Below are 16,072 nucleotides of genomic sequence, written 5' to 3'. Positions count from 1 at the left end.
CTTTTGGATATAAACGATGCTTAATCTTGATTCCTAATCACAATATCGAACCTCTCATGAACCGGATGCATGAATAACTCATATTGAATTCTGCGCTGTTCGTGGGACTTCATTATTGCCCGGCAACATACCTCTCCACTTCAAGAGAAGCCAGCAGCAGCGGCGCAACACCCATAGGTACATCAGATACAACTTCTTCGGAAATGTAGTAATCGTAGGAGCCGTTGCGGTCTTTGCTGAGCCCTGCCCCGTGACAGATCTGGTGTAGATGAACGCCTTGTTCATCTTCGGTCACCAGATGCTTAAGGATTCCCTCGTAGCCGCTTAACATCGCTGCCTTGAAGGAAGGCTCCAGATAGCGCAGCCGCAGGGCTTTGGCCATCGCATAGACGAACATGCATGAGCCTGTCGCTTCGAGGTAGTTGCCCTTGCGTCCCGCCTGATCCAGCACCTGATACCAGAGGCCGCTCTCCTTATCCTGCACCTCAACCAGCGCACCGCACATCCGCTGAAAAATCCCCATCACCGTTCCCCGCTGCGGATGGGTCAACGGGAAGTGCTCCAGGCAGTCCACGGCGGCCATCGCATACCAGCCCATCGCCCGGCTCCAGAAATGGGCCGACAATCCGGTGGAGGAATCCGCCCACTCCTGCTCCCGGGATTCATCCCAGCCGTGATAGAACAGGCCGGTACGGGGATCACGGGTTCGGCGCTCAATCAGCAGCAGCTGACGGGCAGCTTCATCGATCAGCTCCGGGCGCCCGAAGACTGCCCCGTATTCGGCCAGGAACGGCGAAGCCATGTATAATCCGTCCAGCCACATCTGGAAGGGATATATTTTCTTATGCCAGAAGCCGCCTTCGGAGGTCCGGGGCTGTCCGATGAGCTGCGCTGCCAACAGATGAGCGGCTTCCGCGTAGCGCTGTTCACCCGTCTGACGGTACAGCCAGAACAGATTCTTGCCCTGATTGATCTGATCCAGGTTATATTCCTCCAGCGAATAGGAGCGGATGCTTCCGTCCTCCCCGATGAAGCTGTCCATATGCCGCTGCATGAACGAGAGGTACTCAGGCTCGTTATGCTGCATCCCGGCCCGGGCCACTGACATCAGCAGCATGCCGGGGACATACGCCCAGCGCTCCATTACATACTCGTGCTCCCCTTGTTCATTGCATTGTCCGATGAAGGTATCCGCGATTCTGCGGGATAAGCCTGTGCTTACTGCTTCTGATATAGACATCTCTATTCCTCCTGTCATTTGCGCTACCTGTTACCCTACTCCTGCGGACCGGCAAGCTGCTTAAGCAGCCAGGCATACGCCGGTTCCCCATGAATCTCATGACCCCCTGTGAAAAAATCCGCCGCAAGTCGCCCTCCACGGCCCTCTGCCGCATAAATCAGCTCCAGCCGGTCCAAGGCTTGCCTCGCGGCGGCGGGACCAAACAGATGGTCCGCATCCCCCGCCTCCAGGAACAGCCCGCGCGGTGCAATCAGGCCCAGCAGATCCGGCATCTCCGCTTCCAGCAGAATGCCCGGAATGTAATTGTCCAGACAATGATTCCGCGTGAGAATGCTGTCTTGGAACGTATTGGCGTAGCCGCTGACCACCGCACTGCTGATCCGTTCATCCAGTGCAGCCGTGAAGCCTGCCACCAGCCCGCCGCCGGAGATGCCCATAATGCCGATCCGCTCACCCTCCACCTCGTCCCGCTGCTGCAGATAATCCAGCGCCCGCATCGTCTCATAGATGCGGAAGCCTGCCATCGTCTGCCCTGTCATCAGCAGCGCCGCGGACAGGCGGAAGCAGGAATTACGTCCGGGCTCGCCGCTGGCAAGATCCTCAGCCAGACGCCTGTCTCCGAAACCAAGTACCTCGGGAGCCGCAACGACGAAGCCTTGCTTCACCAGGGAGACGGCAAAATCCTTATGCAGTCCCGGGTCCCCCGTCCGCTCCGACCCGTCCGGGTTCAAGCCGGTAATCTCGCGGCTGCCGTAGCCATGCCCGTGAATAGCCAGCACAGCCGGGCAGGGAGAGCCTGCCGGCTCTTCCGGGATCAGGAGATACAGGGCCATTCTAAGTCCTTCATAGGTAGTGATCTCTATACGTTCACGGATATATCCGCTGCAGACTGTACGCTCCAGCTGTACCGGTTCAAGTGCCGCCCTCTGAGAAGGGAATCCGCCCAGCCGCTCTATGAACCTCGCGGTAAGGGATGCCCTCCATTGTCCGAATGGAAGGTCTGCGCTGAAGGCAGAGCTGCGCGGTGCAGACGCCGTCAGTTGATTGATATATTGTTCAAGTGATTCCATCAGGGAAATCCTCCAATCCTGAATGCCTGGGTCCGGGTGTACCACGGTCCAAGTGATTAATATCCCTCGGGATGCCAGCCGTCCAGCACAGACAGGATCCGGTACTGTGCGGCTTCCTGCGCAGTTAACTGGCGAGACCACGCCACCCGGCCTTCGGGGCAAGCGCCCGGGCCGCTGCTGCCGTACTCTTCATAGCGGCTGGACTGCTCCCGGTCCGGCTGCCCCCAGTTATGCCAGCCTTCTCCGGTCACCGATCCGTCCATCACCGTGCGGATGAAGGCGACATGCGCGTAAGGGCGCCAAGGGCGTCCGAGATAGCACTCACTTACCCCTTCGCCGCCGGTAATCCGGCAATCCAGGAACACATAACCGAAGGCGGCTCCCTCCGGCGTTGAAGCCGCTGTGATATACCCTCTGGAGCGCTTGTTATGGAGATGGCAGCGGTCAAACAACGCGGTGGCCGGGCCAAAAATATAATCCACATCCCCCTCAATGTAGCAATCATCATAATATTGCCGCCCCGGCCCGGTATATAGGGTATCCTGATCCCCTAGCAGACGCACACGCCGGAACACAGCCTGCCCGGCATCCACGAACGCCGCGACCGCCTGTCCTGTTCCCGGGCCGGAAGTGTTGCGGATGGTCAGATTCTCGGCAGTGAAGCCTTCTGCGAACACGTTCAGCGTCCCGGTGCGGAAGGTACGCAGCGGTTCACCGTCTGTACCGAGCGTATGGGCATTATCATTCCACGAGATAATCGTGGAATGCTGATCCTCTCCCAGCAGCAGGATGGGCGGGGCTTCGCGGACAACCGTAACCTTTTCCTCATAGATCCCGGGCTTAATCCGTATGGTTACGGCTTGCATCTCCCCCGGCGGAATGGAATCCAGCGCCTCCTGCAGACTGCTGAATCCTTCTCCGGCATTCTTCGAGACTATCATTAACATTGAACGGCTCCTTTCACAGCAACCTGAATGTATTCTATAATAACCGTAACAGCTTCCAGGAGAAGAGGAGATGTATGAACAGCGTATCTGGCCCTAATCCCAAATATTATCTTGAAGACGGACGCTTCAGCATCCAGCATATGAAACGCAAAGGCATCACTGCCATGCCGCGCCCCCACAGCCATCAATGGACTGAGCTGTATTATCTGACGGACGGGGAGCGTGTATATTTCGTGGACGACCGGGTGGTTACGGTTCACAAAGGCGAGCTGATTCTGATTCCCGGCCGCGAGCTCCATTCCACGGCCAGCTCTGAGAAGGCCGAGTTCGAGCGGATCCTGATCAACTATGACCCGCTGCTGCTGCCCCCGGTGCTGAGGGACGAGCAGCAGTGGTTCCAGAGCCGCCGCTACCGCTTGTTCAGGCTGACTCTGCGCGAGCAGAATGAAGCGGAGTCCCTGCTGAACCGCATGCTGGAGGAATCCCGCCTCCGTCGGCCCTTGTACGAAGCCTGTGTCACCGCGCTATTGACCGAGCTGATGATTCTGCTCCAGCGTTCGGAGAGCACGGCCCAGTCCGGCGGGACCCTCCATCCGCTGCACCATCTGGTAACCGATGTCGCCACCTATATCCGTGCCCATTACCGGGAAGCGCTTACGCTGGAAGAGACCGCCAAGGACTTTTTCATCAGTCCGTCCTATTTGAGCCGGGTATTTCATCGCCTGACCGGCTTTCATTTCCGGGAATATATCGTCCATATCCGGGTCCGCGAGGCCCAGCGCCTGCTGGCCGGTACCCCCGCCAGAATCCAGGAGATTGCTGGGGCAGTCGGCTTCGAGCATCTGTCCCATTTCAATAAAACTTTCAAGAAATCAACCGGCCTGACCCCGCTCCAGTACCGCAAGGAAGCAGGGGCACTGCCTGCACCGGAGTCTGGAGGGTAGTATCCGTTCCGCCCCGTACCTCTGCTTAATGCTCTGTGATGGCCAGCTCTCCTGAACGGACAAGCTCAACATCACTGCACTTATGCATCTGTACCTGCGGCTCCTCCTGCGTCTGCAGCCTGATCCGGTCCAGCTTCAGACCTGCGGCATGGCGTAGGATGATGCCCCGCCTGCTTATGGCGCTGAAATTCTCCACCGTAAGCGCAGCAAGCGGCATTTCCGGCAGCCCGTTCACCAGCAGGGCGGTTGCCGCCCCGTGGCAGGCCATATTCCGTAGCGTGATGTTACGGAACTGCGGAGTCTCCTCCGTGACCGGAACCTCCTGCTCATCATAGCCCTCAGACCCCTCAACCCCGGCATAGAACAGGTGGAAGGAGACCGCTTCATGGACGATGCCTGACATCTGTATATTTTCTACCCGGATATCCTCTACTACGCCGCCTCTTCCCCGGGTACTCTTGAAGCGCAGCCCGATGTCCGTACCCATGAACACGCAGTCGTTCACCCGGACCGCATGTACACCGCCCGACATTTCACTGCCGATCACTACCCCGCCATGTCCGTGATAGACCGTACAATGGCGGATCGTAATGTACCGGCAAGCTCTTCCTGCCCGGCGGCCCTCCTCATCCTTGCCCGATTTCAGGCAGATGGCATCGTCGCCTACATCGAACCCGCAGTGCTCGACCAGCGCATGTGTACAGGACTCCAGATCCAGCCCGTCTCCGTTCTGGGAGTACCACGGATTGCGCACTTGAATATGTCTGATCGTAACCTGCTCACAGCCCATGGGGTGCAGACACCAGGCAGGAGAATTCTGAAAGGTCGGCCCCTCCAGCAGCACTCTACGGCAATTCCGCAGGCTCAGCAGCGCTGGACGCAGATACGCACGGGCAGGGAGGTAGGCTTCCCTTGCTGTCTCGCCTTTTTTCTTCAGGCTCAGATAACAGGCTTCTCCCGCAAGCGCTTCCTTGGAAGGCCACCAGATCTCACCCTGTTCATCCAAGGCCCCCCCGGAGGCAAGCAGGCTATTCCACTCCAGTTCCGTCCGCTTGAAGCGCTTCACCGGACGCCAGGCCTCACCGCTGCCATCGAAGATGCCTTCACCGGTAATGGCTACATCGCTCAGATCCTCTCCGTCCAGCGGAGCCTGGCACCGCCAGCCGGCAGTCCCTTCGTAATGGGAGAACAGCAGGGGATACCGCGAATAGTCGGGTTCAAAGCATACCAGTGCCCCCCGCTCGGCACACAGATTGATCCGGCTGTGCAGCGTCAGCGGCCCGGTACGCCAGATTCCAGGCGGGATGATCACCGTTCCTCCTCCCGCAGCTGCGCAGGCATCCAGGGTATCCTGTATAGCAGATGTACAGAGCAGCCCTTCAGCTTCTGCCCCGTAGTCTGTAATACGGAAGGTCCGCTGCGGAATCTGCGGCAGCTCGGGGATTGGATAAACTTCGTAATCATGTATATTAGTCATCGTATTCCTCCATCTCTGTCTAATCAAGATCTATTCAAGCTCTTCATAGCTGAACCAGCCGTAATCCGCAACATTGCTGCTCTGCGCTCCGCCCGCACTGGCGTACATTCCGATATAGGCCCCTGTAAAACCTCCGGCCCAATCCGTGCTCAGCACCCGGCCGTCAGCCTGTTCATGCAGTGCGGTCCAGGTGTCTGATCCTGAAGCTCTATAATAAAAGCTGTAATCCTGCCCCCTGGCTTCTACCTTAAGCTGTACGGTATCCAGCGGATAAGGCGCAGAGGCCAGCAATTGCTCAGCTCCTCTGCTGCGCACAGTCAGCTTCAGCAGCTGCCTGCCATCCTCTGCCACCCGTTCATAGCGGAAGTGGTTGTCCGCATTCTGGATCAGGGCCAGTCCGGCGCTCTCTCCTGCGGCCTCCGGCTGGAAGCGCATCTCCGCTGCGGCTCTGAAGCTGAGATGCTGCTGCCGTCTTCCGATATAAGCCGGATTGCCGGTCTCTGCCAGCACCTCCGGCTTCAGCCGCAGCCGCAGATGTCCCGGATGCTCGCTGAGGCTCCAGAATTCACCGCGCGGCGTGCGCAGGAAGTTCCAGGCGGGGCTAAGCTCCCCGTCAGCAAAATCATCACGCACCGGCAACAGCGGCCACTGCGTCATCGGCAGATTCGGCGCTGGCCCCTCAAGCTCCAGTACGCCCTTACCGGGATTCACTACCGGCCATTCGTCCTCCCATTTGACCGGTGCCAGGAAGGTCTCCCGGCCCAGGTTGCGGTAATATCCCCCGCAGGTCCGGGAGGCCAGGCAGAGCATCCACCACTGCCCATGCTGCGTCTCGACAAGTTCCCCGTGACCCGTATTCACTATGGGGTACTCCCTGCCGAGATGGCGGTGGGTCAGGATCGGGTTGGCCCGGTGCCCCTCATAAGGCCCCGTCACGTTCCGGCTTCTGGCAACCGTTACCGCATGGGTATGGCCGGTGCCGCCCTCAGCGATCAGCAGATAATACCATCCTCCTATGGAATACAGATGCGGCCCTTCCTGGGCATGCGCTGTCTTCAGCGCACCTTGCCAGAGACTGTGCTTCGGGCCGGTAAGCCTGCCTTGCGCCAGATCAATCTCCTGCAGCCAGATGTCCATATGCTTCGGATAATCCTGGCCCCCGGGAGGCACCCGGTTACCAGTGTAGTAGACCTTGCCGTCCTTATCGAAGAACAGGGAAGGATCAATGCCGGGCGCATCCTCCAGCCAGACCGGATCTGACCAGTCTCCCGCCGGATCAGCTGTGGTTACATAGAAATTATGCGGCTGCTTGTGATTATCAACAAATGTCGTGATCATATAAAAGAGACCTTGATGGTACCGGAGAGTCGGTGCCCAAATCCCTCTCGACGGGAGAATTCCGTCCAGATTGAGCTGGGACGGACGGTCCAGCACATGGCCCAGTTGACGCCAGTGGACAAGGTCCCTGCTGTGAAAGACCGGAACCCCGGGGTAGAATTCAAAGCTTGAAGTAACCAGATAATAGTCCTCTCCTACACGGATAGCCGAAGGATCAGGGTAGAAGCCCGGCAGCACCGGATTACGGAATGTTCTCAAATTCGGAAGTCCTCCTTCACACGGGCGTTATGTACAAATACTCAATCAACGATAGGTAAGCATAACCCATTATAGTTCGGATAAGTTTAATTTTCTTGCGCTTTCTATGTTCTTTTTCTTGTTTTTTATACTTTCTTGTCCTGCAAACAGAAACAGCGACAGCAGAGGACGGATAACGTCTCTGGCTGTCGCTGTATTATGGAAGCAGAATTCACTTTGGCAACGGCTTACTGGAATGAATAAATCAGACTGAATCAGATTGCATTAATCAAGTGTTTTAGCATACTCTCTCAGCTGTTCAGGCTCACTTGTGTGATACACCATTTGTTCATGATCAAAAATCACAATTACGGGCCGTTTCGCTTCCAGGCCCAGTAGCTCCAGCCACTTCAGCTTCTTCTCCTCTGTATGCACAGTCACATGCGGGATATGCTCCACAAGCGCAGGCTCGGAATTAAGCGCCTCATTTACTTCATCATCCCAATCCCGTGAATTGGAGAACATATGCAAGTGGAGTACATTCTCTTCCTTGGACACTAGCTGATCAATGACATCTGCTTTCGTAGGGCCGCAGCCAGCAATCAATAAGAATACTGCAACCAGCAAGAACAGTCTATGCCAATGCTTAAGCATGCAATTCCCCCTCCCTATTCCATCTACATACCCATATATTACTACAATAATTCAGCCTTACTTCCTCACATAGAGCGAATAGGTCTCTGGAGCGGCAAAATGTAGTTTCTGCGCTAACCGGATAGAGGCAGTATTGTGAAGGTCACAGTCCCATCTTGGCGTGATCTGACGTTCTAAGCACTCCAGGATAAAAGCTTCGGCAACACATTGAGCCACGCCCTTTCCCCTAAACAAAGGATTCGTCACTATATCAATTTCAGCGTACTGTTCGGACGAGAATATAGAGACACATTCCCCAGCAAATACATCGTGTTCCGTAACAAAGAAACCGAAGCCCTTGTCCGCAAAACGCTCCACCGATCCCCAGTATTTCCGGATGTACGCTGCATCGAACTCTCTATTCACCTCAAGCGATTCCTTGTTTGTCCTGTTCAGCCGGAAGCCATCCGGTATACCCACTCTTTGCGATTGCATGAAACGGTGCTCATTGAATGTAAAAGAATACCTCGGCATCCGCTGCAGCTTCGCCCCTAAAAGCTCATTGATTCTGCGATCCCATCGTTCAGAGGATGAAAATAACGTAAATCTCTGATTAAGCATCTCTCTACGCTTGAATTCGTGCATAAGCATGGGTGCAAAATCATCATTTGTCTCATCCCCAACCACTGTATAAATGCCTGAAGAAGTACCGATCAGCGCCGAAGACTTATCGACGATGATGTCCCCGGCAATATAATGGTCTAATACCGAATACGCAAATGTGGGATAATCCTTACCTTGGTTGGCATCTATTATCATTACAGTCCAATCCTTTCTACAGAACAAATCATTTGGTTCACATAAAATTAGATAAATAACTAATTACATGATAGTATAATGTTCTGAAATATACAATCGTTTTAATTATACGCGGTGTAGCTTACGGTACCGGGATGGCGTTAATCCCAGCTTCGCCGTGAACACCCGGCTCAGGTAGAAGCCGTTCTCGTAACCGCACTGCTGGGCGATCAGTTCAATGGGCAACCTTGAGTCCTCCAAGAGCTGGCAGGCCCGTCTGAGCCGGAGTCCGGTCACAAAGTCCGAAGGGGCCATCCCATAGGCTGCACGGAAACGCCGCGTTAATTGTACCGGTGTAATATCAAGGGTAGCGGCCAGCTCCTGCAGGGTCATAGGTGTACAGGCATGCTCTAGCAGCCATTGCTTAGCCTGTTGCATCAGCGGGCCCGGGCTTGTCTCTCCAGAGCGCAGCTCCTCGGATGCACTGCTGCGCTCGATTTCAAGCAGCCTCCACAGATCCTCCAGCATATGCTTCATCCGGCTATAGCCAGGTTCCTCCTGAATCCCTCTTCCGATACTCCGCATATAGCGGTAGGTAGACATCAGGCGCTCCACATCCCTGACAGTCCATCTGCCTCCAAGCGTTGCGGCGTCCTCCGGTCCCCCCTCTTCCTCCCATTCGAATTGTATGAAATGAAAGGTCAACGGACTAAGCGTTCTCCGGTAAAAGGTTGTCCCCGGCGGACATACAATGATGTCCCCGGACCCTCCTTCCCCTTCGTGGTCTCCGAAGCGGTAAGCGAATTGTCCCTGCTCCACCGCAAATAAGGTCCACACAGGGTAGGTGTCGTGCTCCAGCAGGAACTGTTTTTTCTGCTCCCAATAGATGTGGGCTGCCGGACGAACCGACCAATTCATGCGCATGTTCTGACTCCCCTCAGATGCATTATTCAATGAAATAAAGTGTATAAATCAAGAAATTATATGCATGTCATTTGATTATTGATTATTCTATCATGAAACTACGGATATATTAACACACACCAAAGGAGAGGTTCAACAATGCGTAGTGAAACGGTCAACACGGATGTAACTGTGGTAGGCGGCGGACTGGCAGGGGTATGCGCGGCGATTGCGGCAGCCCGTCTGGGCCAGCGTGTGGCGCTGATTAATAACCGTCCGGTGCTCGGCGGTAACTCCAGCAGTGAGGTGCGGGTATGGGTATGCGGTGCAACCTCGCACGGTATCCACCGGTATGCCCGTGAAACGGGGATTATGGGCGAGCTGTTCGTGGAGAACCAGTACCGCAACAAAGACGGCAATCCGTATCTCTGGGATATGGTTGTGCTTGAAGCGGTTAAGGCCGAGCCGAACATCCAGCTGTTTCTGAACACGGATGTTCATGAGGTCGATGTTTCCGAGGATGGCAGCGGCCAGCGGAGCATCCGGTCCGTGACCGGGTGGATGATGGGGTCGGAGCGGAGAATCACTTTTGAAAGCGCGGTCTTTCTGGACTGTACGGGAGATGGCCTGGTAGGCTTCCTGGCAGGGGCAGAGTACCGGCTGGGCCGTGAAGCACGCGAAGAATATAATGAGGAATGGGCGCCGCTGGTCGCAGATGATATTACGCTCGGCAGCACACTGCTCTTCTATACCAAGGACGCAGGTCATCCGGTCAAATATATCGCTCCAGCCATGGCAAAGGATATTACACAAACCTCTATTGCCGAGCGCCGCATCATCCGCAGCGGCGACAACGGCTGCGCCTACTGGTGGATCGAATTCGGCGGCGAGCAGGACACTGTTCATGACAATGAGGCCATCCGCGACGAGCTGTGGTCTGTGATCTACGGGATCTGGGACTATATTAAGAACTCCGGCAAATTCGACGCTGACAACATGACGCTGGAATGGGTCGGCTCGACTCCGGGCAAGCGGGAGTACCGCCGGTTCATTGGCGATTATGTCCTGAATCAGAACGATATCCTGGCCCAGCGCGAATTCCCGGACCGCGTTGCGTTCGGCGGCTGGTCCATTGACCTGCATCCGCCGCAGGGAGTGTACGCTACAGAGTCAGGCTCGAAGCATATGTATTCGGACGGCAGCTATCACATCCCGTTCCGTTCGCTGTATTCGGTGAACGTGAACAATCTGCTGATGGCCGGCCGCGACATCAGCGCCTCGCATGTCGCGTTCGGCACGACCCGCGTCATGGCTACCTGCGCGGTCATCGGCGAGGCCGCCGGTATCGGCGCGGCACTCTGCGCCGCCAAGGGAATATCGCCGCGCGAACTGCATGCGGCCCACCTGAACGAGCTGCAGCAGACGATGCTGCGCCAGGATGCTTCCGTCCTCGGGCTACTCAACGAGGATGATGCCGATCTGGCGCTGAAGGCTGCGCTCAGCGCTTCCAGCGAGCGGAGCCGGTTCGGTGTGGAGCATTCCGCATTCAGCGTCCCGCTCACAGCGAACATCGGCATCACCGTTGCGGCCGATCCGGGGCTGAACGGAATTGAGCTGCTGATCGATGCGGCCGAAGCCGCAGAGCTGACGGTCGAGCTATGGGAGACCGGACGGCCCGAGAATTATATTCCCCATACGCTGATTCAGTCCGCGTCAGCTCCCGTTCAGGCCGGAGCCGCCCAGTGGGTGAAGCTCCCGGTTCAGTGGAAGCCGAAGTCACCGCGCAACGCGTTCGTGATCTTGAAGGCCAATCCTGCACTGTCGCTGCATATGGCGGATGAGCCAGCTTCGGGTATGCTCGCCTACGGGCATAGTGAGACCCCCGCAGCCTCGCGGGACTTTGGCGAGAATCCGCCTGCACAACCCGTAGTGCAATGGGACAAAAAGAAATTCGACCACAAAGCCCCGTGTCTCCGCCTGTCCGGGATAACGAGCGCCTTCGCTGCGGATAAAGTTATCGACGGCTACCTCCGCCCGTACGGCGGTCCGCATATGTGGTCCTCTGACCGGATGGCCTCCGGTCAGCCGGAATGGCTGGAGCTGGCCTGGAACGAGCCGGTAACTCTGCGCGAGGTTCACGTTACCTTCAACGACGATGTCAACGAGGACTTGATCAACCTGCATCATCATATTACGCCTTACGAAATCCTGCCAACACTCGTTAAGGAGTATCGTATTGAAGCTTACCTGGACGGCAAATGGACCTCAGTTGCCGGGGAACGTGACAACCACAAGCGCAAGCGGGTACACACGCTGAACGAAGCTGTGACAACCGGCCGCCTGCGCGTCGTGATTGAGTCAACTAACGGAAGCCAGTATGCGGAGATTATTGAGGTGCGGGTGTACGGTTAAGGGAGCGGACTAAATTTAACACATTGAAATTTGAAGCGGAAGGCCATAGCATTTAAAATGTAGACTTCGGTAATACAGCTAAAACAAGTATGGATGGCAAACATGGTCAGTTAAGTTACTTTTGTGAAGTCAGATTCAACCACAGTGGCCAATTTAACTTGGTTCCAGTTCAAATAGAATGGAAACGGTTTGATGGATGTTAAGCGGGGCCTGACTGCGGTCAGGCCCTTGTTTGACGTATACGGGACTTTTGCGGGGGGCGGGGATTACTGCTCCGTCCACTGCTCAAAAAGGTTGTACAATTCATCAAGTCGTTCCTCATCTTCAGCCGCGAACAATAGCAGATGGCCCCCGTTGTTGTTCATAATCACAATCAATTCACCCGGCCGGCCAAAAAAACGTACGCCCGTGTACAAATCTGAATCGGCTTGGCGGGATGGAAAGTTCTGCTCAATTCGCTCCGCAACAGCCTCATCGATATCCCAATATTCTTCGCTGCTATACTCCATCGCCAGCACTGCCTGCAAATGGGCCATGGCCAGCAAAAATTCCTTAACAGACGAACGCAGGCGCTCCCATTCGGCTCCGCTGCGCACATAGACGGGAGGATTATCAAGCTTCATATCCGCTGCACGGATTCCCCACACGCAGGCTTCTTGATTTTCGGTATAAAAGATGCAGTAATCTTCTTCCATATAACGCGGAAAATTGTGAGGCTGAACCAGAAAATCCTGAGTCGCGTTCAATGCAGAGTGGGCCCCAAGCTCCGTATAATACGCCCGCAACACCTGCGGAATATGCCCGTAGCGTTCCATCCACGGCGTTAACGATTCATGATCAAATCCGCACGGTTCCGTAATATGGAACAGGTCTCGAATCACTGTAAAGTCTGTCATTACTTATCCCTCCCCGTTCGTCGATATCCAAGTGTTAATTAACGTAATCTTAACATAGTTTATTGTGAAAAAAGCCTAATCCTTTGCTCAAGGATTAGGCTTTTTGCAGTTTATTTTAAAGCTTCATATAACGCAATAAGAGCCAAGGACTGTCCGTACGCCATAGGTCTGAGAGCAATGTTCTTGTAATGGTCCTTATCCATCCCCATACCGGTTCCGGCCGACACATTCATCACGGTTCCGTCTCCGCTAATATTTTGACATACCGACTGAATGGCCTTGTCTGCCGCAGCCTGATAGGAGGCATCCAGAATACCGGCTTTAATCCCTTTGATAATCCCTGCGGCGATTGCGGCCGATCCCGATACCTCTTCATAGCTGGACGGGTCCTGCAGGACGGTATGCCACAGACCGGAAGCGGCCTGGAGGGATACCAGGGCATTGACCTGAGCAGTATACGTATCAACCAGAAACTGCCGGAAACCCGGACTAATCGAATCCTGGCAAGCTTCCAGGTAATCGACGATCCCATACGTGAACCAGGAGTTGCCGCGGCACCAGAAGATACTGCCGAAATTATCATTGCGTTCGAAGCTCCAGCCGTGGAAGAACAAGCCGGTATGCTTGTCGAACAAATACTTGATATGGAGCAGAATCTGGTGTTCAGCCTCATGCCCCCACTCTGGCCGGTTGAACTTGCGCCCGGCCTGGTTCAAGAACAGAACCGCCATAAAGAGCGTATCAATCCATAACTGTCCATTGTGCAGGTGAATGCCATCCCGGTTGCCGATGGCAGTGACCGTATGCTGGAAGCCGCCTTCTTTGGTTTTGGGCAGCTCATGAATGAGCCAATCCGCATGCTCCCGGCATAGCTCTTCCAGTTCGCTGGAAGGCTCAAGCTGATCCAGGAGCAGCACCAAAGGCAAATAGGGAGCTGTCGTATTGATATTTTTGGAAGGCAGTCCCGCCTCCAGATTACGGGAAACCCAATTCTGAAAAAATTCCATATAACGCGTATCGCCGTAGTAGTTCTGCAGCTTATAAAGACCATAAAGACCTACGCCCTGAGGCCAATCCCATTCTTCAATTCCGAAATCACGTTGCACAATCCCTACCCTGGTATCGGCCTGAACCACGGTTTTATCCTTTTCATAGTCGCTGCCGCCCAGGTTCATAAGCCTGTCTACGACCAGACCGATCTTTTGAAGCAATAGTTCGTTTGTCATCATTTCATCAGCTCCTTATTATTAAATAAGCCCGGTTAAATGGTCCGCAGATGCCATTGATCGTTAATTTCTTTAATTAACGACAGGTCGCATTTGGGTGTCCGGTCATAGGCTACCAGGCCGTTAATCTCCTGCTCCACATCTGTTAACTGTGTATAACAATATCCGTAAATAATCTTCGACGCGTATACCGCTTTCATAATTCTTCCGTATTCCAGAACAAGATCCTCTGCAGATTGTGCACTGGTATAACCCCAGCCGTCGTCAGCGCCAGCCTTATAGCTTATCCCGCCGAATTCAGTTAACAAGATGGGCTCTCCCCGATGCTCATAACCGTCTGCATACACACTGCGGGCTGATGGATTGGATGCAAGCATCGTATCCTTGGTGGATAGAATCCGCTTGAATTCTTCATACTTATCGGGCTCATCTGCCCGGCCATGCTGATAATTGTGAACCGCACAAATGTCCGTCAGCGTCATTTCCCATCCGTCATTCGATATCACTAACCGGGTATCATCCAAGGAATGAATCAGACTATACATGGCTACGCTGTGATACTGCTGCTGCTTATCCGATTTCACCATGGGAATGCCCCAGCTTTCGTTAAGCGGAACCCATGCCACAATAGAGGGGTGATTGAAATCACGGTCAATAATCTCAATCCATTCTTTGGTTAACCGGGCTACAGCATCATTATTGTAAGAGGCGTTCGCCGCACATTCTCCCCATACAAGGAACCCTATCTGATCTGCCCAGTATAAAAAGCGCGGGTCCTCGACCTTCTGATGCTTACGGCAACCGTTGAACCCTAATTCTTTGGCTAATTCAATATCCTTCTTCAGATGGTCGTCCGTTGGCGCCGTAAGTAATCCTTCCTGCCAATACCCCTGATCCAGTACAAGCTTTTGATAATACGGTTTGTTATTCAGATAGACCATACCATCCTCTGTATGAACCTTCCGCATGCCGAAATACGACTCTATAGAGTCCACCTCAACCCCGTGATCGTACAGCTTCATTTCCACATCGAACAAATTAGGAGCTTCCGGGCTCCATGTCCAGCCGGCGCGGTGAAAGTTTGTGCGGAATATTTTCAGACCAAACAGATCTACCATTCTGCGTGTTATAGGCTGTAACAATCGTACCCGGTCCTGAATAACCAGTTCTCCGCCAAAAGAAATACGAAGTTCCAAATCTAATTCTTCTGATCCATGTCCCTCCGATTTCACTTCTATTCCAATGCTACCTTGATCCAGATCGGGCGTAAACTTCACCTGCTGAATATGCACAGGGTTGACTGCCTCCAGCCACACGGTCTGCCAAATCCCGCTCGTGCGCGTATACCAGATGCTTTCGGGCTGCTCTAACCAGAACTGTTTGCCCCGGGGAATAGTCTCGTCTGTTGATGGGTCCTCCACATGAACAGTGACCTGCTCCTCCTGACCGGTTAAGGCATGCGTAATATCAAAAGAAAATGAAGTGTGTCCACCCTCATGCACGCCGATATAATGACCATTCACATACACCCATGCCCGATAATCTACCGCTCCAAAATGTAATATCACACGCTTCTGATACCAGTCCGAATTGAGGGTGAAATTGCGCTTATACCAAACATAGTCATGAAAAGTGGTATCGTGTATTCCGCTGGCAGGGGTCTGAAACGCAAAGGGAACTTCAATGGTCTGACTGAAGCTCTCACCTGGATCAAACCATCGCTGCGTTGCTCCCTCATTGCTGTCATCAAATTCAAATTGCCAGGTTCCATTTAAGTTAAGCCATGCGTCTCTGACGAACTGCGGACGCGGATATTCCATCCTGTGTGTCATCTAGCTTCAGCTCCTATCTTAGTAGTCCACAACAATAAAAGTTAACTTCTTTGTGGGTATCGCAATAAATCTCCCCCGCAAGCAAGCAAATACTATCATGATGAAAGCGTTTTTTCAAG

13 protein-coding genes and 1 pseudogene are annotated in these 16,072 nt (G+C 54.2%); 2 read left to right on the top strand and 12 right to left on the bottom strand.

The genetic code is table 11. From position 1 onward, the window contains the following. Positions 1–20: 20 nt before the first annotated feature. From NYE26_RS07645 to NYE26_RS07630, 4 genes and pseudogenes are all read right to left on the bottom strand, one after another. Positions 21–116 (bottom strand): annotated as a pseudogene (locus NYE26_RS07645) (phosphoribulokinase); the annotation flags it as partial. Continuing rightward, a complete protein-coding gene (locus NYE26_RS07640; RefSeq protein WP_036721368.1) occupies positions 113–1,240 on the bottom strand; it encodes a glycoside hydrolase family 88 protein in 1,128 nt (375 codons plus the stop codon). The pseudogene NYE26_RS07645 and the gene NYE26_RS07640, both read right to left, overlap by 4 nt. A 35-nt stretch (positions 1,241–1,275) precedes the next feature. Continuing rightward, a complete protein-coding gene (locus tag NYE26_RS07635) occupies positions 1,276–2,310 on the bottom strand; it encodes an alpha/beta hydrolase family protein (RefSeq protein ID WP_339255011.1) in 1,035 nt (344 codons plus the stop codon). A 56-nt stretch (positions 2,311–2,366) separates the two neighbouring features. Further along, positions 2,367–3,257, bottom strand: a complete 891-nt coding sequence (locus NYE26_RS07630) for a pectinesterase family protein (RefSeq protein ID WP_339255010.1) — start codon at positions 3,255–3,257, stop codon at positions 2,367–2,369. 74 nt (positions 3,258–3,331) lie between these two features. On the opposite strand from NYE26_RS07630, the gene NYE26_RS07625 reads away from it, so the two are divergent. Beyond that, positions 3,332–4,201, top strand: a complete 870-nt coding sequence (locus tag NYE26_RS07625) for an AraC family transcriptional regulator (protein ID WP_209872878.1) — start codon at positions 3,332–3,334, stop codon at positions 4,199–4,201. A gap of 25 nt (positions 4,202–4,226) precedes the next feature. Here the strand turns inward: NYE26_RS07625 and NYE26_RS07620 are convergent, their stop codons facing one another. The 5 genes from NYE26_RS07620 to NYE26_RS07600 form a co-directional block, all read right to left on the bottom strand. Then, positions 4,227–5,678, bottom strand: coding sequence for a glycoside hydrolase family 28 protein (locus tag NYE26_RS07620; RefSeq protein ID WP_339255009.1), 1,452 nt, complete (start codon positions 5,676–5,678; stop codon positions 4,227–4,229). Between the two features lie 30 nt (positions 5,679–5,708). Then, positions 5,709–7,274, bottom strand: coding sequence for a glycoside hydrolase family 43 protein (locus NYE26_RS07615; protein ID WP_339255008.1), 1,566 nt, complete (start codon positions 7,272–7,274; stop codon positions 5,709–5,711). A 264-nt stretch (positions 7,275–7,538) separates the two neighbouring features. Beyond that, a complete protein-coding gene (locus NYE26_RS07610) occupies positions 7,539–7,907 on the bottom strand; it encodes a hypothetical protein (protein ID WP_339255007.1) in 369 nt (122 codons plus the stop codon). 57 nt (positions 7,908–7,964) lie between these two features. Beyond that, the gene (locus NYE26_RS07605; RefSeq protein ID WP_339255006.1) at positions 7,965–8,705 is read right to left on the bottom strand and encodes a GNAT family N-acetyltransferase; all 741 of its coding nucleotides are present in this window, start codon (positions 8,703–8,705) and stop codon (positions 7,965–7,967) included. 105 nt (positions 8,706–8,810) lie between these two features. After that, complete coding sequence (locus NYE26_RS07600; RefSeq protein ID WP_339255005.1) at positions 8,811–9,608, bottom strand: AraC family transcriptional regulator; 798 nt, start codon at positions 9,606–9,608, stop codon at positions 8,811–8,813. A gap of 138 nt (positions 9,609–9,746) precedes the next feature. On the opposite strand from NYE26_RS07600, the gene NYE26_RS07595 reads away from it, so the two are divergent. Further along, positions 9,747–11,999, top strand: coding sequence for an FAD-dependent oxidoreductase (locus NYE26_RS07595; protein WP_339255004.1), 2,253 nt, complete (start codon positions 9,747–9,749; stop codon positions 11,997–11,999). 266 nt (positions 12,000–12,265) lie between these two features. Here NYE26_RS07595 and NYE26_RS07590 read toward each other — a convergent pair whose 3' ends face one another. The 3 genes from NYE26_RS07590 to NYE26_RS07580 all read right to left on the bottom strand — a co-directional run bounded on the left by NYE26_RS07590 (position 12,266) and on the right by NYE26_RS07580 (position 15,953). Then, positions 12,266–12,895: a hypothetical protein gene (locus tag NYE26_RS07590; RefSeq protein WP_339255003.1), complete on the bottom strand. Its 630-nt coding sequence runs from the start codon at positions 12,893–12,895 to the stop codon at positions 12,266–12,268. Between the two features lie 110 nt (positions 12,896–13,005). Next, positions 13,006–14,124 (bottom strand): glycoside hydrolase family 88 protein, encoded by a 1,119-nt coding sequence (locus NYE26_RS07585; RefSeq protein ID WP_339255002.1) that lies wholly within the window; start codon positions 14,122–14,124, stop codon positions 13,006–13,008. A 32-nt stretch (positions 14,125–14,156) separates the two neighbouring features. After that, positions 14,157–15,953, bottom strand: coding sequence for a sugar-binding domain-containing protein (locus tag NYE26_RS07580; RefSeq protein ID WP_339255001.1), 1,797 nt, complete (start codon positions 15,951–15,953; stop codon positions 14,157–14,159). Between the last annotated feature and the right edge of the window lie 119 nt (positions 15,954–16,072).

This window comes from Paenibacillus sp. FSL P2-0136, from assembly GCF_037975325.1.
Classification (GTDB): Bacteria; Bacillota; Bacilli; order Paenibacillales; family Paenibacillaceae; genus Paenibacillus_AQ; species Paenibacillus_AQ silagei.
This window is presented reverse-complemented; position numbering and strand designations above follow the sequence as displayed.